Source organism: Hujiaoplasma nucleasis (genome assembly GCF_013745115.1).
GTDB lineage: Bacteria > Bacillota_I > Bacilli_A > Izemoplasmatales > Hujiaoplasmataceae > Hujiaoplasma > Hujiaoplasma nucleasis.
The window spans coordinates 1,480,683-1,499,505 of sequence record NZ_CP051151.1 but is presented as its reverse complement, the minus strand read 5'-3'; the positions used below and the strand labels follow the sequence as shown (position 1 = coordinate 1,499,505).

14 protein-coding genes are annotated in these 18,823 nt (G+C 26.9%); all 14 read right to left on the bottom strand.

Translation table 11 applies throughout. From position 1 onward, the window contains the following. Positions 1–226: 226 nt before the first annotated feature. Positions 227–931 (bottom strand): lysoplasmalogenase family protein, encoded by a 705-nt coding sequence (locus HF295_RS07255; protein WP_312031503.1) that lies wholly within the window; start codon positions 929–931, stop codon positions 227–229. A 75-nt stretch (positions 932–1,006) separates the two neighbouring features. Then, a complete protein-coding gene (locus HF295_RS07250) occupies positions 1,007–2,206 on the bottom strand; it encodes a PGN_0703 family putative restriction endonuclease (RefSeq protein WP_312031502.1) in 1,200 nt (399 codons plus the stop codon). A 65-nt stretch (positions 2,207–2,271) separates the two neighbouring features. Then, positions 2,272–3,159, bottom strand: coding sequence for a helix-turn-helix transcriptional regulator (locus HF295_RS07245; protein WP_312031501.1), 888 nt, complete (start codon positions 3,157–3,159; stop codon positions 2,272–2,274). A gap of 4 nt (positions 3,160–3,163) precedes the next feature. Further along, entirely contained in the window at positions 3,164–3,763 is a 600-nt protein-coding gene (locus tag HF295_RS07240) for a hypothetical protein (protein WP_312031500.1), read from the bottom strand. A gap of 27 nt (positions 3,764–3,790) precedes the next feature. Next, positions 3,791–4,543: a hypothetical protein gene (locus HF295_RS07235; RefSeq protein WP_312031499.1), complete on the bottom strand. Its 753-nt coding sequence runs from the start codon at positions 4,541–4,543 to the stop codon at positions 3,791–3,793. Between the two features lie 78 nt (positions 4,544–4,621). Continuing rightward, positions 4,622–5,986: a hypothetical protein gene (locus HF295_RS07230; RefSeq protein WP_312031498.1), complete on the bottom strand. Its 1,365-nt coding sequence runs from the start codon at positions 5,984–5,986 to the stop codon at positions 4,622–4,624. 31 nt (positions 5,987–6,017) lie between these two features. After that, the gene (locus HF295_RS07225) at positions 6,018–7,088 is read right to left on the bottom strand and encodes an HNH endonuclease (protein ID WP_312031497.1); all 1,071 of its coding nucleotides are present in this window, start codon (positions 7,086–7,088) and stop codon (positions 6,018–6,020) included. 260 nt (positions 7,089–7,348) lie between these two features. Then, the gene (locus HF295_RS07220; protein WP_312031496.1) at positions 7,349–8,152 is read right to left on the bottom strand and encodes a DUF3761 domain-containing protein; all 804 of its coding nucleotides are present in this window, start codon (positions 8,150–8,152) and stop codon (positions 7,349–7,351) included. A gap of 82 nt (positions 8,153–8,234) precedes the next feature. Next, a complete protein-coding gene (locus tag HF295_RS07215; RefSeq protein ID WP_312031495.1) occupies positions 8,235–8,846 on the bottom strand; it encodes a GIY-YIG nuclease family protein in 612 nt (203 codons plus the stop codon). A 51-nt stretch (positions 8,847–8,897) separates the two neighbouring features. After that, positions 8,898–11,906: an AAA domain-containing protein gene (locus HF295_RS07210; protein WP_312031494.1), complete on the bottom strand. Its 3,009-nt coding sequence runs from the start codon at positions 11,904–11,906 to the stop codon at positions 8,898–8,900. A gap of 548 nt (positions 11,907–12,454) precedes the next feature. Further along, positions 12,455–12,868 carry a hypothetical protein gene (locus tag HF295_RS07205; RefSeq protein WP_312031493.1) on the bottom strand — a complete coding sequence of 138 codons (414 nt, stop codon included), beginning with the start codon at positions 12,866–12,868 and terminating at the stop codon, positions 12,455–12,457. Positions 12,869–12,942: 74 nt separating this feature from the next. Next, positions 12,943–14,061, bottom strand: a complete 1,119-nt coding sequence (locus HF295_RS07200) for a hypothetical protein (RefSeq protein ID WP_312031492.1) — start codon at positions 14,059–14,061, stop codon at positions 12,943–12,945. Further along, on the bottom strand, positions 14,055–15,605 hold the full coding sequence (locus tag HF295_RS07195; RefSeq protein WP_312031491.1) for an AAA family ATPase: 1,551 nt from the start codon (positions 15,603–15,605) through the stop codon (positions 14,055–14,057). Before HF295_RS07195 ends, HF295_RS07200 begins: the two co-directional genes overlap by 7 nt. Positions 15,606–15,658: 53 nt before the next feature. Beyond that, positions 15,659–18,802 (bottom strand): type I restriction endonuclease subunit R, encoded by a 3,144-nt coding sequence (locus HF295_RS07190; RefSeq protein ID WP_312031490.1) that lies wholly within the window; start codon positions 18,800–18,802, stop codon positions 15,659–15,661. Positions 18,803–18,823: the final 21 nt, after the last annotated feature.

Below are 18,823 nucleotides of genomic sequence, written 5' to 3'. Positions count from 1 at the left end.
TTACTAATATTACTTAATTAAATACAAAAAAATTATAACACCTACTGAAATAGAATTATACAGGATACAGGGATTTCGTTAAAAAAATTTATTTAATTTATTTATAATAAAACTCTAAAGCAAACATGAAAAGAATATCACATCAAACTTTAGAGTTTTTTTAAAATCATAATATAACAATAGTTTTATTTAATTATTACTTAAATGATCAAAAAAATTTATAAATCTAGACAATAAAATAAATAGATAAAGCAATGAATGTTTGTCCTAGATAATAAGTTGCTAGATTAGCAATAACAAAAGTCTTAGATGATTCTTTCTTAAAATAGATTGGAGCCAATAATAAATCAGATAATCCAAATAGGATAGCACCTATCATAAATAAGATACTATAAGTAGAACCATTGAAATCAATGGCTTGGAATATACTTTGTCCTACCATAGTGAATATAATAAAAGAATAACCATAAGTAAACAATTTTAATTTACCAAAATCTAATTGTAATACTTTAGATCCTAAATATGTGATAACAGTCATCAATAATGCAATTAACAAAGAAAAATAATTAAATACAACGACTTCTGTCATAGCAATCAAATAAAATATATGACCCATCGCAAAGATAATCATTCCATATTTAATTTGTTTGTATTTATTTTTAGGATAAAAATATTGAACTTCTAAATATAAGTCACCGATTAATCCTGAAATAAGTCCTAAACCAATACCTATAATTAATATGATATAAGATTCATTCACAAGGATCATAGAATCAATAAATATCTTATAAAGGCCATAAAAGTAAAGAAAAACAAATACAAAACTTGTAAATCCTTTTAAATAAAAGCCATCTAATCTTCTATCTTTAATAATTAAATAAATAAACAATAACCATGATATTAACAAAATTCCTAATATTACATACAACATTTTTATCTCCTTCTGATCAATAGACTATCTTATCAAATTAGCGGTATATCAAACAAAGACCAATATTGTCTATATTCAATTAATTAAATAATGCTTAATTCTAGGCAAATCCTTGCTTAAATATATAATCGTATAACGATTATAAAACAACGGAGAAACTATATGAAGAAATTCGTTGACATTTGTTGGGTCATAATTTTTAGGGAAGTTAATTATATGTGGACCTACCAACACAATTACATCTGACAACATCATATATTCTTCCTTGTATGATATCTCATCTATTTGGTAAATTTCTTGGACATTAATTATTTTAAATTTGTCTAGAAAATCCTCCAGATCATCCATGCTTAAATCATTTTCAATACAACTTTTAATATAATCAATCTTATCTTCCATATTTTCTTTTCTCTTATGATAAAAGAAATATCTCTTATCTAAATAATTTAACAACTCAATACTATACATTCCTATATCGGTATGGTGATGAATAAAATCATAATAATTCATATAAATAAATTCAAAATCCACTCCAATTTTCTTAAAAGCTTTTTTCATTAATTTATTAAACATACTTGTAAACATCGTTGCTTCTTTAATAGCTCTTAATTGAAGTCTAAATGAATCTTCATATTTATATGTGGTATCGTGCAACTCCCAAGCCAAGTTTAATAATTTTACTTTTTTGTTTAAATATTTTTCTTTATTATCTAAGCAATCTCTATAGATACCAATAGCGTGTTTTATTAGTTGATTTCCATCGAAGTAATTATACAGATTAAACAATTGCTTTGATGCTTGATAAATATCTTTTGTCGGATATTTATCTTCTGAAAAATATGATTCGCTCAATTGATGTTTTTTGTCGTAATAGAATAACTCAATAAACTTAGACTCTATATACACCACTGTTTCATTGTTGCTAATAACCATATCTATGTTTGCTTTTCTCACGCTTCCATTTAATACTTGAAGCTTATCTTCCAATCGATAAGAGTTAAAAACTCCTAAATTGTTGATGGATAATGAGTTCCCTTGCCTCATAGGTGTGAATGTATTTAAAAGTAAACAAGCTGAAGAATTAACTCTTGATGTTTTCCAAGATAACTCATCTCCATCGCCATCTTCAAGTTGTTTTCTTTCTTCCTCTAATAATGGATAAAATAAATTATCATTAATATGACCAATTTTTGATGATCCCGTCGCTATTTTAAATCCTTGTTTAAATCTTTGAACCAATAATTCTCTTTCTCTTTCTAATTTTTTATTATTCATAATATCCCTCTTTCTTTATTAAGATAAGTTTATTATAAATATATTTACGGACATATATTAGCACATTATAACTTATTTATAATTTTTTTTACTTCTTCTAATAATTGTTGTTTAAAAATCTCTGGTGAAATAACGTTAAATGTTCCTCCTAAGGATAAAAAAGTATATTTAATTTCATTTAAATCATAGGTTTCTACTTGATAAAGACCATAATTCTGTTTTTGTTCTAGGATCATTAATTGATTGTTAAAAACACTTTCAATAAATTGATTCATTTTTCCTACAACTTCAAATTTAATCAGATATTTCTCTTTTCCCCTATAAACACCATAAGCATTTTCGTTGGTTTCTCTTTGATAAATATTATGATCAAATAGATAAGGATTTTCTGTTTGAGTAATATATCTAATATTGGAAATTCTATAACTTTTTAAAATTTTGCCATGAACCGCAAAAAGATAATCAATATCTCTAATATTTTTAATTAAATACGGTTCTATTGTTTGCTGAATTAATGTATGGTGATTAGATAAATAGTCAATCTTTATTTTATATCTTAACTTTATTGCTAAATTAATCATCATTAATTTCTCAATGGACTCATGAGATAATATATGTTTAGAAATGATCTGTTCATTCTTTAATGATTGAATGATTTCATGCATTAAGGAGTAATTGGACTTAATTAGAGAGTTGGTTTCACTTTGATGTGTTAATACGTGTTTCATATGATTTATATTCATAGATAGTACAACATCATTAACTAATAAATATCCTCCATACCTTCCGGTTTTGTTTTCAATAGAAAAACCTGCCATTTCTAAATCATCGCGGTATCTTCTTATTTCTCGATCACTCACTTCCAAATAATTAGATAATTCAGCTATTTTAGTATAAGTATTCTTATTATTTAGATAAAATAGCATTAACAAGGAATTGCTGATTTTAGACATAGGTTCACAATTCCTTAAAATTAACTTTAATATCTTCTAAATGTTTAAAATATACTATATTGCCTTTATAAGGCACAGATATATAAGCAATATTTAGATTATCAATTTGTGTATTTTTTTCAATTTCCTGATGAATTTTTTCATATGTTTCATTTTGATGGTCTTTATTATCAAGATGAATAATATATGACTTTTCAGAATTCGCTGTTTTTAACTTTTCTATGTCATTTTTCATATGGTCGATATTATAATTTAAACCTAGCTCTATAGCAATAAATGGATCAATATTTCCTAACCTAAAGTCTTTTAAATTACTATTCTCTATAGAATCTTGTGTTAGGACCACCAAATCAATGTTCCCTCTTCTTGTATCACTTTCCTTCAATTTACTAGCCGGCCATTCTTTGTGAATTACTTGAGTTGTTGATCCGTCAGTCAAGTTATAATATTGACTTAATTCATCATGTCTAACCAGCCGATTAAATAATTCGCAGTGTAAAGAATGTTCAACCCTATGTTTAAAGGGAATTTCTTTGAAATCATTGATAAAATTTCTAATTTCTTTTTCTACAATTTCGATTACTTTTTTCTTAATGAATTCCATTCTATTCACCTCTCCTAAAAAGATAAATCATTTAATAATATGATTATTTTCTTCTATGTAAGCATAAAACAATGTTAAATCATCTAGAATGCTTTTAATTTTTTCTTTCAAGTTAGCTAATTTATCAATCTTATTTAATTTGACTAAAAATTTAGATTTGTACATGGAGTAGGAATGTTTATTATCAAGTAATAACATTGAAACTTGATGATTAAAGTATGTATTAAATACTTTATCTATTTTTGTTAAATGACTCATAAACTGTTTTATATAATCCATATCGTAAGCAAGATTTCTTTTTAAAAATATTTTTAATGATTTTTTGTATAAATTTAAATAGTGACTTATAATTTCTTTATCTTCTTTATAAGTGGGTATTTTTACGTACAATTCAATGTGATTAATATCTTCACCTAAATACATCAATAAGTCCTGTATAATCCACTGTAAGTGGGTAGAGGATTGATTAACATTATAAAATAAATCATTTATTAAAGGGCCGCGGTCAAAATTGGTTAACTTATCTTTGGAAAAAATATGTTTTCCACTCCAATCGACCGAGAATTCAAGTAAATGCTCTTTACTTAAATGATGCTTATCAATCAGATAATTAAACAATTCTTCCATTAATCCTAACCAAGATTGATTCAATATTTGAAAATCATCAATCTTCATATACTGTGGAGATGAATATTCTAGAAAATATTTTCTTTTGTTAAGATCAACTTTGTAACATCTAATGTTATTAATATATTTGATACCAAATTTACTTTCAATCATTTTTTCTCCCCTTCAAAGATATAAAGATTAATATTGTCTATTCATTCAATGAAATTGATTTCTTCCATTATTCAAATATCATTCATCAAGGTTTGAAACAAGTAACTTTGCATACAAATAAAAACCTCTATCAAAATTACTCTCTATCCTGGTTAACTTATCAACGTACACTTTTTCAACAAGACCTTTTTCAACTTTTAAAAAAATAAATCGGTCGTATTCTATAATGATTCCATAAAAAATTCCCTTATCTTCTATCCCGCCTACAAGAAATGGATCATTTATATTCAATTGAACTTCCTCATTATAAATAATGTTAAATTCACTATCTAACTTAATATTCATTAAGTGCCTATAATCATTATTTACCATGACTATAATTTCTTCAGAATTGAATGATAGAGATAATATATCATCATAATAATCGTATTCAATAATGACCTCATTAATAAGCCCGATTGATGAATTAAATTCTTGAACAATTGGATCCATGCAATCAGAATTTGAACAACTAGCACTATCACCTACTAAGCCAGCAATAATAAAAGAATCTCCTTTAGAGATAATCCTTCTATACTCTCCTCTAATCATATTATTCAACTCATATGAATACTCTTTTTGGTAGTTTTCATCAAAAATCATAAAAGAATGTTGCATGTAGGCATGAGTTTCACTGCTACCTTCACCAATGATTCCAAATTCATTATTTTCATTGATAAAAAACTCTCTTGGCACTCTCATTCCTTGGTTGTCTATATCATGGATAGTATGGCCAGAAAAATCGCTATTGATTTCTAAAATAAACCCTGGGAGATAAGTATCTCCATCACCACCTCCTGGTATGTGATACCCAAGCAAGAATATGTTTCCTTTTGAATCGATTTCCATATCAGTAATACCTTTTTCACTGCTATCCATATCAAAAGAATAGATTAAATTTATTTTTTCTTCACCAAACTCGTAGATAGATACATATGACTCTGTTCTTATTAATAGTTGTTTATCAGTGAAACTAAACCAACCCTGCCCTACTCCAAAGGATTGTAAATCGTTTGAATCGAAAAATGAATAGTCCACCCCTTCAACAAAATCTTTAAAAGAATTATGCATTTCTATAAATGAAGCCTTATATGTCTTGTTTTTATAAACCGGGGTAACTTCAGTGTTCCAATCATAAAAAATATAAAAATAATCATCGTTAGTGGATTCTCTAAATGGGATTTCACCATTATAAGTTGGATACTGACCATAAGAAAATTCATTTGTTTCTAAAATGCTCCCATCATAATTCACCCATGATATGGTGAACATTTGGTCTTCAATGCTAGAAGATATCATACCCTCATTTGTTTCTTGTGTTTGTTCCGATGATGATATTCCGTCACAAGCAGCAAGTAAAAATACAGCTAGTCCGATTAAAAAAAAGAAAAATTGTTTTTTCATCCTATCCTCCGAATAATATATTTTGTATTACCTATCTTAAATCCAAATTATCTAAATAAAATAATTTTCTATGATGATCAAAATATTTTTTGTTATCACTATTGATTTTAATCTTGAAAGATTCATTAATATTCAAAAATATCTTATTATTCTTGGATAACTTTTTTGATATAAGTATATTTCCGTATTCATCAAAGCTAATCAAATGATTATCAAATACTTTATCATGATTAGGACATAAAAGAAGGCCATTATTTTTATCGAGATGTTCAAGATCATCACAATCTTTCCAAGCCTTTATATGACTTGCGATTAAAAAATCATTTCCTTCTACCCCACATAAAGCACATTTTGAATGATACTTATTTAACAAAGCTGTTCTATAAGCACTTTGTCCCACACGTATTTTTAGAACAGCATCTTTATATTTCTCAGGTATATCATTTATTTCCTTATCAATTATATCTTTTAAAGCACGGCCATTATATAAAATATCTCTTTCAAAATCATTGATATATCGAATCACTTGTTCATTAACATCTTCACGACCATACCATATATTTGCTTGTCCTATGGTCTTTTTTGGCATATGAAAATCTCTTCTGTCAAGTGGTAATAAAACAGCATTTTCTATATCACATACCATATAATAGTTAGCATAATCAATTCTTCCATCAGGATAATGAAATTTTCTTCTGTAATCTTCTAATACTTGTTGTTTCTTATATAGTCTTGCATGTTTATACCAACCCACAATTTTTCTACCTTCATGACTATGAGTGGCTACCCAAACAACTAAAACATCATCAATATATTCGCTTGATCTTGAAGCTTCGATTCTGGAAATATTCATTTGAGCTAATTTGAATTTATTAGTCTCAATTTCATCTTTCTTAATTTTCCTTGAACCAATAGGAGGTTGAACAAAACCATAATATTTTCCATCAATTTCTTTAAAATTATAGAGTTCAAAACCAACACCATTTTCTTGTATATATTTTCCACCTTTTAATAAGCTTTCTTCTTCTAAACCTTGATATTTATCCATAGGAGCTACATTACAATAAAGTATCTTTATTTTATTCAAATCTTCGTGTACCATAAAATTCTCCTTTAATCAAAAATAAAATATTAACTCACTAAAAATCCTTAAAAACATTATCAATAAAATCTACATGCTTATTAATTCTTAGTTTGATTGTTTGATCCAATTAATCTGGGATTTCTTCAATTACCTGTAAAAACAATTTTTTAATCTTCATATGTTTTATTATCAAAACCGTGAATATGAAAATCCAACTTTTCTAAATTGTCTACGGACATGACAATCTTCAAGTAAGTAGATACAGCTTATTTGTCAATCTATTTTATTTTAAATAATTTCAGTTTTCTATCGCATAATTTCTGATATTTTTTGTAGCTTAATTTAGAATATAACCCATGAGAAAAACTATATATAATCCCTAACGGGAAAATCAATATCCATAATAATAATGAAAAATATAGAATAAAAGCAAACACAATTATCAAAAATGTAACAAGAGTAAATTGATAGTTGAATGAATTGAACAATTGTCCCTCTAACCAATCACTTTTAAAGTTAACGCTATATTTTGAATCATCCTCTAGTAATTTTGAATTTCCAATACAATATGTAATTTTAAGATATTCTAAATCTGTTTTCCTTTCAGAAACCAGCGTATGATTACTAAAATCTGAGTTATAAAATTTTATATAATTACTATAATTAGTATCAAAATCCATAAAGTAACTTTTGAACATCTTCTTTAAAGAAACTCTTCCCTCGGAGAACTGATTGTCTCCATATAAAAAATAATATAACCTTGCTAATACTATTGATATTACAAGCAATATAACATTAATTGGCCAAACATCATCTATTAATTGATGTTCTTCATAAGTAGACTCAGTTCCACCTCTATATAGCCAATAATCAACACCTCCATGCCAAGAACAAGTTCCAGACCCAGTTGAAGATGATCTCCAACCATCTTCACATATCGCGCCAATTCTCACACCTGTGGTTCCATCAGTTCCAGAAGACACTGTATATATTAATGAAAAAAGAAAAAACAATATTGTTAGTCCAATAATAACTTGAGTTATCCTTATATAGACTTTACGTCTATATTCAATTTTTTTCATGACTATCACCACCAGATATATACCAATAAGATGAGAAATTAGAGATATTTCAAGAGAAATTTATATGGTTTGGCAACCCTTTCTAATTAAATAACGACATATCACTATATACATTCACTCTAGTAATTCTTGTAACTAATTGAAATATCATTTTTCCTTGATCTACCGTTAATTTAAAAAATTCTCTTCTTTTCGCTTCTGTATTTTTTCTTACACTAGGATTTATAGTATCAATAATACTATGAATGCTTTTCTCAAGCATAAATGAATTTTCTTTATTATCAACAACTATCTTATCCTCTAATATAAAAGGCAAAGGAACTGAAGTGTTATATAATTCTTTAAGTCTTCTACTAACGGAATTAGACCTGCCTATTTTAACCCAACCAGGTATACTTTCATTTGTCAGCAAATAAACAACCTCTTCAGAACATTTTTCCTCTTTGATTTCATATTCTCTTTCTTCTAATAGTTGATATTCTCCTTGACCAAAAAATTTCAATAAATCATGATCTCTTAGTTTTTGTAAAGTCTGTCTAATTTTATCTTTTATGTGATAGTTATCAGGATATACCATTTTGAAATACGGCTCAAATTCATAAATTTCAGCTAAACTAAATTTATTTGATTCAAAGTTATTTTTTACTAGAACGTAAACAATATAATTCCAGCCTTTTAATTTACTTGCATCCATACTATTTCTCCTATTTCTTCATATTTAAATAACATTTTAAAAAATCTAAATCTACTTCATTAATAACGGTTTCAATATATCTTTCAACATTTTATACCTTCTCGCATCTCTATTATTAATATAAATTATCTCAAGTCCTTTTTCATCAGCTAACTGTTTTTTAACCTTATCTCTTGAAATAACAATAGGGTCGTACTTATGTTCTGCTCCACCTAACTCAATCGCTAACCTAACATTATTCTTCTTATCAATTATTAGGAAATCAAATGATGCCTTAGTGGCATATTCAAATAATGGGTGACCTTCATGAATATTAAGAACTTGTTTTACATCAGTTTGCCCATTGATTCTAAAGCCTTTTGTATTGATCTCTAATACTCTTTGTAAAGTATCAAAAAACATGTCTTCATAATTAGTATATAAATTTTTTGAAGTGATGTCTCCATATTTTTTTCCCACTGATGAAATGTTAAATGTTTCTTTATTAAATTGACTTGTATATTCTATTAAATCTTTTAAGTCAGAATTTTGTCCCTCAGATAAGGTGTTGATTGAATTTTTATCTCCCACAACAACCAATCTCTCTTTTGGCCTTGTTGTGGCTACATTAATCAACTGTCTGTTATCTTTAATCCAATCATAACTACCTTTATAGGAGTCCCCTCCAACCGCCAAAGAAAGCAATATAACATCTTTTTCTTGTCCTTGAAACTTATGGACTGTTCCAACACTAATTTTAGAATCTGGTAATTCTTCCTTTATTTTCTTATTAATTAATAGAGTTTGATTTCTAAAAGGAGATATAACTCCAATGGTTTTATCAGGTGGTATTTTTTTAAGTTCTTCTATAATCGCTATTACTTCTGGTAATGATGTATTCTTTTTATTGTTATAAAACTCGCTTTTTACATCGATAAATTTACAATCTTCATTGTCTATTTGGTCTACTTGGATATCGAGTCTATTATTATAATATTTTTTATTAGCAAAATTAACGATGCTTTTTCTACATCTATAGTGTTTCTTTAATATAATTAAATCGTTTATAAAATCAATTTGATTAAGTGTTTGTAATATTGAAGTCTTCTTATAGTTATAAACATCCGGTATTGAATATTGATATGTTAAATGATTGTTAACAGTGTCTGAAATAGTAACAACAGGCAATAACTGATTTGGATCACCTATGAAAGCAGCTCTTGATGCTTTTGACATAGCGACAATAGCATATGCATTTTCACATTGACCTGCTTCATCCATTATCAATAAGTCAAAAGTTGGTTGTTTGTCAGGTAAACTTCTAGATGAAATATTGGTGGTCAGAAACACAGGAAATATTTGTTGAAGTATTCTTAAGTTTGCTTCATGGGTATATTCTTTATAGAGTGCGCTTCTTTGATCTTCATATGATTCTGAGGTAATCATTTGTTTAATATAAGCATATTTATCTTCTTCTAGTTTTTGAAAAGAATCTAATGATTTGATAAAAATACCAAGTAAAATAACTTCGAAATTAATATTTAATTCATCTAAAATATTATCTATAGTTTTCTTCTCTATTCTAGTAAGATATCCCTTTTGAGCAGTACGAGATTTTTTTAAATCTTTGACTTTTTTCTTTAATGTTTTATTTTTTGTAAAAATCTCAATTAATTTATCATAGTAATCGATTTTAGTTTCAACATCTTTTCTATTTGTATTTGCATCTATTACACTATTGATTTGTAATAACTTATTAACTTCAATTGGGATGAGTGCTTTATATTCTTTTCTTAACTCTTCAAGATTAATATCTTTAATAATTGATTGATAGTAAAGATAAGCGTTTTTAATATATCGAATACCTTTTCTAGCGTATTCTTGAGAACCAAGCCGTATCATAGGAATTGGAATGTTATATTGCTTATATTTTAGATTTCTTAACTTATTATATATATTATCAACCGCTGCATTGGTATAAGATGTTACTAAAGTCGTATCATTATTTAACATAGAAGAAACTATCATATTAACTATAGTAGCTGATTTACCTGTTCCAGGAGGACCTTGAACATAAGTTAAATCATTATTGATAACAGAATAAGTTGCCATAACCTGATCAGCATTCACTTTATTATCAACAAAGTATATATTCTTATTATTGCTTAATACTGGTTTTTCATATTTTCCAAAAAACGCCTTTAAAACAGGTGTGAGTTCTTTTTTTGAATATATAATATCTTTTATTTTTTGAAAATCTTTTCTAGGACTTAATGATAAATCTAACTTTAATTTAAAAATTTGTGGGTTTTCGTCATAAATTTGTGGCTTAAAAGAGTTTGAATCTATATCTTCTCTAAGTTGATCAATGTGATTTTCATAAATTGATACATCGATATCGGGTGTTTTCAGTAATTTCGATATATTGTTTTGATGAAAAACAAACTCTTCTTCTAGAAAAAATATTTCTTTATCAAATACATTCAGGTATATAGGCAAATAAACTAACGGAATAACATCTAAATCAAAATTTGCAATTGATAATACATTAAAGGCTAACTTATACTTCTCTTTAACCTTATCTTCATTAATGTTTAGTAATTTGAGAATACTATCAACATCTTCTTTATCTAAGCTCATCCTTTGACTTTCTTTAATAGTATCTAAATCAAAACTATCTAGAAAAAAAGTACTTACAAATGCTAAGTCATTAGAATTTTCAATACAATCTGAGTAATAATCAAGAATATGTTTTTCATTTATTTCCTCAGTGAAGTAATTATTAACATTAGGCACTTTCATATATTTTTTAATGTTTGTCTTAAATAAATTCTTTGTGCCTTCTACACACCTAGCATCTTTTATTCGGTTTAGTTCAATGGTTATATCTATATAGTCTATATATTGATAATTATATGCTGATCCAGTAAGTTTAGACTCATCACCATTAAATTTTAGATTCTTAATGCCAAAAAAATAAAAAGTATTATCTTCATTTTTGTTTACATAATCCACATACAAAAGTTCACCAGTTTCAATAGCCCTTTTAATACTTGATCTTATTTTAAAACTAACACTCATTATTGCACCGCCAATAAAATACTTAATAAGTGTATTTTAAATCAATATTAAATATAAAACAATAAAGGTACGGAAAATAGATAAAACTAAAAGAAAAAGTCATCAAAAAGATGACTAAATATTATTATTTAATATTTCTTTCATATGTCAATGTTCTTTTTTTACAAATATTACCTAAAATATTGTTCGTTATCAGATAGTTTATCTATTTTGAAACAAAAGTCAACTTTTTTTTATATTGATTTCTATCCAAGAATACAATTAGAGCATCAAGCAAATTACTTAAATCGCTCTTAATATTTAAGAAAATTAACATAAAATATAACATGAAAACAATAAAGGTTTACAACCCACAATAAATAAAGCCAAACTAAATAGATAATAAAGTTTACAAACGATTAAATATCTATATTGAGTCCCTATATATCAACTAAGCAATACTTTTTTTAGTCCAGCAATAAGTATTTAATATTTTTTTCTTGAAGATATATTTGTAAAGTTAATATACTATTAACCATTAAATCTGAATATGACTGTAAAAATAAAATTTAATCCTTTTTTACATGTACTATAAACTCTGTATCACCGTTATAGTTATACCAATCAAGTTCTACATTCTGTCCAAATCCAGTAATGCTTAAAACCCACATTGAATTATCTATATAAATTTTATTATTCATGATAGTATAATCATTGTTTCCTGATTTCCAATTTTCATTTGGATATTCATAATATAAAATCTCTGAATTAACAATCACTATTCTAAGATTTGAAGTGTATGTATTTCCATTTGAGTGTATTTGTTTAAAAGTTCCACTATATGATCCTACATATGAATTTTCTTCTAAAGAATCCGTTATTTCTACACACGAAAGTCCATCTTGGATATATCCTGAAGGACAATCAATTTTTACAGTTGTATTATTGTCTTCTATATCAGACCCAATAAAAGATAATGTCATAAAAAATACTTTTTTAAAATAAAATCATCAATAAGTCATTAGAGTATCAAGTAGTCTTACCAATACATTACAATCTAAATAAGGATGTTTATAGCAGTTTTAGGGTAAGAACAACCCCAATCAAATAATTCTTTAGTGATTTCTTTCCATTGATTAAAAAAATCTAAATTTAGTTCTGTTTTTGATTCAATGTTTCCCAGAATATTTTCTCTCTCTACCAAATGAATTAATTTTCCCAACCCATTTAAGCAAATTAAATTTGGGTCGCTTAATTCTATAAATCTATCATTTTCGTCAAGATATATATTTTTTAAAAAACCTTTGTTATATAAATCCTTAAAAAACATTTTAAAACTGATACTATTATTTGATATTTCAATAACATTTTTCACCTTATAGCCATCTCTATATTTAAAATACTTACAAATATTTGGATTTCCTTTATCCAATTCTTGATTTATAAGATCTAATATTTGACTCTGATATTTATTTAATGATTTTATCTTCAAATATTCTTTCGGTGAAAAAATATTCTCTAAATTTCTATAACCAACATCTATAAATCCTACTACCTTATCTGATTTATTGTTTTTATAGTAAGTATGTCCACTATGATAGGATGAAGAGCATTTATCATTCTGATATCCACGGTCAGTGTCTAGCAACAATAATATGTATCTCATATTTTTATGTTCTTCCTTACAATGAATCTTTGCTTGAGAACCTCCACAAGACCTATTCTCTAAGGAGATTTTAAAATTGCTAAATTCAGGAATATATTTTTTTGTCCAATTTGAAATATACTTATAAATTTCACAGTCAGATAAATCTTCACAAATAAAAACAGTTTTTTGAAAAGAAATATTTGATTGTATAGAAATATAGTAATTGTTATTATCGTTAGTTTTCATATATTCATCATCAACTAAAATAATTCTTTTCTTAAAAGTTTTTATTAACGGTATATAGTCTAACTTCTTCTTAAATCTACTCGCATATATTGATTTAATTATCTTTCCAAAATTAACGTGTATTGATAAATAATGTAATACCTGACTATCTCCTAAAATTATGTGATCTCCATTTTTATGAGCAATAGCTAAATCAATTAATAACTTTTCAACTTTGTCGGATTTTTGCTCATTTTCTTCCTTTAATATTGAAATTATACTATTATGAATTTCTATCAGCATTTTATATCCTCAGCATCAAAAAATCCCAATGGCCAATTTTCTATGTATCCATCACTATTAAACTTTCCAGTCATAATGTTGGTAGAATTATCCTTCTTATCAAATATTAATATATTAGATAGTTCCTTATCAATAATATTATTTGAAATAATACTACTAATTCTATTAACTATTGTTTCACTATGGGTTTCAATAACAAATTTTACATTTATATGTTTAGATTTTTTACTCAAATTTATTATTGTAATAAATGCATCAATTAGTTTAGCCTGAAATGCAGGATGAAGGTGCAACTCAGGTTGTTCAATACAAATAAGTATTTCTCTAAAATTTCTACTATTTATTCTTGCCTCTTGTTGTATTTTCCATAAAAGAACAACTATAGGAATTATTTGTGAAAATCCAAACCCCATATCAGTTACATTAAAAATATCTTTACTTTCATCATCTTGAATGTATAGTGATATATGGCCTTGTTCTTTCATAGTTTTAATCATAAATCCAAAATGCTTTCTTGTCCACATCCTAAATTCTTCTAATGGATCTTTTTTCAAACTGGCTAGAAACATATGGATATTTTCTCCAGTCGGATCAATTTCATCAATATAAATGCCTTGAACCCTATAATACCGACTTGCTCTTGCCCTTAACGGCTCAATATAATGAATATTTTTTCCTAAATTATCAAAAAACGAATTAGATAATTCAAACATAATAGCGGCATGTGGCAAAACGATTTGATTATTAATCTTCATAAAGTCATTATCATTATATTTCAAAGACTTTATATATTTTTTTAATGTTTTAGGTCCATTTTTTTTCAATAGTTCATTGTAGATATCCTTTTTTTCCCCGAAGTCTATATTTGATAAATAATTAACTATAGTTTTACTTTTTGTTCCCTTTCTAGTGTGTGTTTTCAGTTTTTCAGCTAAATTCTCAACCGACTTATTATCAATAAAATCATCAAAAAATGTATTATTTCTATCCATTATAATAGTTGGTAGAAATCTCTCTGGATTAAGTATCACTTTAAAACTTAAACTCTTTTCCACACTATCATTAATTAATAAATTATATTCTTTCTTAGCAACTTCATATTTAAGAGAGAATTTTTGAGATTGATATATTATATCAATTTTACTAAATATGTTTTCTTTAATATAAACTTTGCATTCAACCTTACCTTTTAGTTCCTTTCTAAAAAAACCGTTATAGAATCCGAAGCTATAATACCTTCTAGAGTTAATAATATATGGTCTTTTATTCAATACTTCCTTTGCGTCAAAATGAAATGTAAAAGCAATATCTTCCTTTGAATCTTTTGATTTTGCATCATCATATTCTCCAAAATCTACTAATTTACCATACCATAATATTGGATCAGATGTTCTCGTTGTTATACTTTGTTTTAGTAATGGAAAAACTCTTAAAAATGTACTTTTACCAGAACTATTTTTTCCTATTAAAACAGTTAAATTTTTAATTTCAATATCTTTTATTTTCTTAAGTGATCTTAAATTATAAATACTAATTTTTTCCATTTAATCTTCTCCTTGAAAAACTCTATTCTTACTAATATATCAATACAAAAATCTTAATCTAATGAATCTCTATCACAAACAAGTTCTGTCTGTTCCATAATTAACTGAATCGATTTATCATAATTATTAGGGTCACTTGGATCATCTGGTGGATAATCATACTTTTTAAGTAACCTTCTGACTTCCATCCTTATTCTTGCTCTTACAGATTCTCTAATGTTCCAATCAACTGTTGTATTACTCTTTATCTTAACTGTTAATTCTCTAGCGATCTCTTTTAATACAGCAGTGCCCATGACTTTCTTTGCTGTCATATTAGATGATAAAGCCTCATAGAAGGCATATTCATCTTCATTAAGTCCTGAACCTTTAGATATATCTTCTGCTTTCATGATTTCTTTCGCCATATCAATTAGCTCTTGAATGATAAGAGATGTTGTCAGTGATCTTAATTGGTATTTAAGGATTGCATCTTCTAACATTTCAGAGAACTTTCTTGATTGAATAATAGATTTAGTCGCTATGGCTTTAATCTTACCTTTTATTAGTTTTTTAAGTAATTCTACAGCTAAGTTCTTATGTTCCATTTCTTTAAACTCTTCTAAGAACTCATCTGATAAGACAGCGATGTTAGGTTTTTGTAATCCTGCTTCTGCTAATATATCAATGACCTTATCTGATCTTAATGATTTAGATATTAATTGATTCAACTCCGCATCCAACTCTGCAGTTGTCTTTTTCTTAGAACCATGTGTGATTGTTTTTATTAAAGTCGCTTTCACTGCTTTATGGAAGCCTATTTCAACATTGACTTCCATGGCTTGATCAGTCGTTGCGCAAAGTGAATAAGTTTTAGTTAATTCAGTCACTAATTGTATATAGTCCTTTTTATCCTTCTCACCAAGTCCAATAATATAATCTGCTGTTTCTACAATGGCTTTTACTTTTTGTCCTTTTGATTCTCCAAAGAACTTAGAGTAATCATGATTATGTAATAAATCATGAATGACATCTAATTTTTCCATCATTAAGTTAACAGCTAAATCTGTATCAATACCCGTTGTTTCTCTATCCGTTTCAGTATAAATAGACAAAGCTTTCTTTAGACTATCTGCGATACCAATATAATCAACGACAAGTCCGCCTTCTTTTTCTTTAAAGACTCTATTAACTCTAGCAATCGCTTGCATTAAGTTATGGCCTTTCATCGGTTTATCAATATACATAGTATGTAATGATGGTACATCAAAACCTGTTAACCACATATCACAGACAATCACTAATTCTAACTCATCTTTATTATCTTTCATTCTAGCTGATAGTTTATCTCTATCAGCTTTTGTTGTTTTATGAAGTTGCCAATCTTCTGGATCAGAAGATGATGAAGTCATGACAACTTTAATCTTACCTTTGTTTAAATCCTTATGATGCCAAGTTGGTCTTAAAGCAGTTATTTCTTTATAGAACTCTACTGCGATTCTTCTAGACATAGAAACAATCATTGCTTTACCAGTTGGTGCTTCATTGGCGTATTGTCTTTCTTCAAAATGTTTCACGATATCTTTTGATATCTGTTTAACTCTTTCTTTAGAACCAACAACTGCTTCTAACTGAGCCCATTTTCTTTTTTGTTTAGTCTTTTCTATTTCTTCTTGGTATTCTGTTATTTCATCAAATTCTTCATCTAATAAATCTCTATATTGATCATAAAAGTCTATTTTAGCTATACGACTTTCATAATAGATTTCAACAGTATTTTTGTCTTTGATTGAATTAGTCATGTCATAGGTATCGATATAATCACCAAAGACTGCTTTTGTATTTCTATCAACTAATTCTATAGGCGTTCCAGTAAAACCAATATATGAAGCATTTGGTAATGAATCTCTCATATACTTAGCATAACCAAAAGTCTCATAAGCTTCTTCTTTATTCTCAACGATTTTAGCATCAAAACCATATTGTGTTCTATGTGCTTCATCAGCGATGACTATCACATTTGTTCTATTGGTTAAAGGTTCTATTGAATTTCCATTTTCAGGATAAAACTTATGAATCGTTGTAAAGATAATTCCTCCAGATGTTCTACCATCTAATAATTCTCTTAAATGTTCTCTATCAGTTGCTTGTACAGGTTTGTTTCTTAATAAATCTTGTGATTTAGAAAATGTTGAGAACAATTGATCATCTAAATCATTTCTATCTGTAATAACAACAATTGTAGGATTATTTAGTTTTTCATTAATGACTAACTTACCACTATAAAAAACCATAGTTAATGATTTTCCTGAACCTTGTGTATGCCATACCACACCGATTCTTCTATCACCTGTAGGACTAATGGCTCTTATGGTATTTTTTAAAGCCTCTTCACTGGCTTGGTATTGATGATATCCAGCTAATATTTTATTAGTAAAATGGTTATCTTCTTCAAAGACAATATAATGCTTAATGATATTCAATAATATTTCTTTATCAAACATACCTTTAATAATTAGTTCTAATTGAGGTATATCGTTACCTAATATTTTCTTGCCTTTTAATAATCTCCAAAACATAAATCTTTTTTCATTAGAAGTAATTGTACCAGCTTTAGCATTTTCTCCATCGCTAATCACTGAAAAAGCATTATAAACAAATAAGTTACTAATCGTATTTTGATAAGTTCTTATTTGATTATATGCATCTGATATACTTACTTTTTCATCTGACATTGATTTTAGTTCAAAAACAACTAAAGGAAATCCATTAATAAAAACAATCACATCAGGAATCTTTTTGACTTTATTTTCTATAACAATGAATTGGTTCACAACAAGAAAATCATTATTGTGAATATGATTATAATCAAATAAAACAGCTTGTTTATGAACCATTCTACCTGAGTCATTTCTGTATTCCACAGTAATACCTTCAGTCAGGTATTTATGAAAATCTTTATTATTATCAATTAAAGAAACCTTTTTAGGAATGATAATCTCTCTTAGAGCTTCTTCTAAGGCTTCATGAGGTATATCCTTATTAAAGGCAAAAAGCGCTTCTCTTAAGCGCTCTTTTAAAATAACATCTTCATAAGACTCTCTTTCAGGATAATCTCCATCAGGTCCAATATCTAAACCATTGGCATATTCATATCCTAATTCTTGAAACCATTCAATAACAGCTTCTTCTAAATGTGATTCATTAAAGCTTGACATAGAATCAACTCCTTAAAAATA